Origin of the sequence: Kitasatospora sp. MY 5-36 (genome assembly GCF_001182915.1) — a bacterium.
GTDB lineage: Bacteria > Actinomycetota > Actinomycetes > Streptomycetales > Streptomycetaceae > Kitasatospora.
Map to the genome: position 1 here is coordinate 1 of NZ_LFVW01001105.1, position 1885 is coordinate 1885.

General features: G+C 76.3%; 2 protein-coding genes and 1 pseudogene. 1 reads left to right on the forward strand and 2 read right to left on the reverse strand.

Annotated elements, in window-relative coordinates:
• Positions 1–203 precede the first annotated feature (203 nt).
• Positions 204–428: pseudogene (locus tag AE652_RS48840) on the forward strand (phosphatase PAP2 family protein); the annotation flags it as partial.
• Positions 429–656: 228 nt separating this feature from the next.
• Here the strand turns inward: AE652_RS48840 and AE652_RS40535 are convergent.
• Positions 657–1361 (reverse strand): response regulator transcription factor, encoded by a 705-nt coding sequence (locus AE652_RS40535; protein ID WP_049660832.1) that lies wholly within the window; start codon positions 1359–1361, stop codon positions 657–659.
• A 91-nt stretch (positions 1362–1452) separates the two neighbouring features.
• Entirely contained in the window at positions 1453–1749 is a 297-nt protein-coding gene (locus tag AE652_RS40540) for a hypothetical protein (RefSeq protein WP_159028717.1), read from the reverse strand.
• Positions 1750–1885 lie beyond the last annotated feature (136 nt).

The window sequence follows — 1885 nt, forward strand, 5'->3', positions numbered from 1 at the left end:
TGGCGGAGGCCGTCGGCGAGGCCCCGCACGCGGTGGCCTCGCTGCTGGAGCCGGCCACCGAGGTCGGGCTGCTGGTGCTGGGTCTCCTGCTGGCGTTCTGCTGGTGGACGGCCCGGGCCCGGCGGGCCGCCGGGGTGGTCGCGGGGGTGGCGCTGGTCGGGCTGGGCACGGTGCTGGCCTACGGGGCGAGCGAGGTGCTGAAGGTGGTCCTCGACGAGGAGCGGCCCTGCCGGGCGCTCACCGGGCTGCCAGGCACGGCGGTCGCCGCGTGTCCGCCGCCGGGCGACTGGTCCTTCCCCAGCAACCACGCCACCCTGGCGGTCGCGCTGGACACGGGGCTGGTGCTGCTGCGCCCGCGCTGCGCTGTGCTGGTCATACCCGTCGGCGGCGCCACGGCAGCGCTGCGGGTGGCGGCCGGGGTGCACTACCCGCACGACGTGATCGCCGGTGCCGCGCTCGGCGGCACGGTCACGGCGGCGGCGGTCCTCGCCCTGCGGCCGGCGGCCACGACTGCCGTGACGGCCCTGGCCGGGGTGCCGGTCCTCGGGCGGCTGCTGTCGGTACCGCCGATACCGTCGGCCCCGGGCTCGGGCTCGGGCTCCAGCTCAGGCGCGGGTTCCGGCTCCGACTCCGGCACCGCCCCGGGCGCGGCGGCCTCAGTCCCGTGGACCGCCCGCGCAGGTCGCGCCGAGGGTCAGTCCGGCCTCGTGCGCGAGGACGGCGGCGGCCGCCCGGTTGGCCACGCCCAACCGGGCCAGGATGGAGCTCACATGGGCCTTCACGGTGCCTTCCACCACCCCCAGCCGACGGGCGATCTGACCGTTGGACAGCCCGGCGGCGATCAGCGTCAGCACGTCCCGTTCCCGGGTGGTCAGGGCGGCCACCTGCTCCCGGGCGCCGGCACGCCGGTCGGCGGGGCCGCCGGCCCCGGTGGCGGCCAGGTGGGCGACCACCCGGGCGGCCACCTTGGGTGACAGGTAGGCCGCCCCTCCGGCCACCGCGTGCACCCCGGCGAGCAGTTCCTCGGGCTCGCCGGACTTGATCAGGAAGCCGTTCGCGCCGCCGCTGAGCGCGCGCAGGATGTAGTCGTCCTCACCGAAGGTGGTCAGCATGAGTACTCCGGTGGCCAGGCTGTTCCGGCGGATCTCGGCGGCGGCCGTGATGCCGTCCGTCCCGGGCATCCGGATGTCCAGTACGGCGACGTCCGGCCGGTGGCGCCGGACCAGTTCGACGGCCTCCCGGCCGTCCCCGGCCTCGGCGACGATCTCGATGCCCGGGTCGGTGGCGAGCACCGCGCGCAGTCCCGCGCGGATCATGGGCTCGTCGTCGGCGAGCAGCACCCGGATCGGTGCGGTGGTCATCGGCGGCTCCTGTCGGTCGCTCGGTACGGAGGTGGTGGGGAAAGGGAGTTGCGGCGGGAGCGCGGGAGGTGGAAGGCCGGAAGCCAGGGCTTCAGGAGACGAGCACGTCCCGCGAGACCAGCCGGGAGTCCTGGAAGCAGAGCCGGTAGGCATCGCCGGCCCGGTCCACGAACAGCTGGGCGGTGATGGCGTAGTACGCGCACGAGACCCCTTCCCCCGTCGGCGGCGCGGGCGTCGCCGGCCCGCTCGGCGGGCGGTACGGCAGCCGGTGGCCCGGCAGCAGACGCTCGACGGAGGCCTGGTCCTGCCCCATCTGGAGGGCGGCGTAGACCTCCGGGTCCAGCACCGACAGGCTGACCACGTAGAGCGTCCATACTCGCAGCGCCACGGTCAGCAGTACGGCCGTCCCCAGCGGGACGAGCACCACGGCGGCCAGCGTACGGCCCACCCTGCGCCGCGCCCGTCGCAGCTCGCGCACCGGCGACGACGGGGCGGCGGGCGGCAGCGGGACGGGCCCGGCGGCG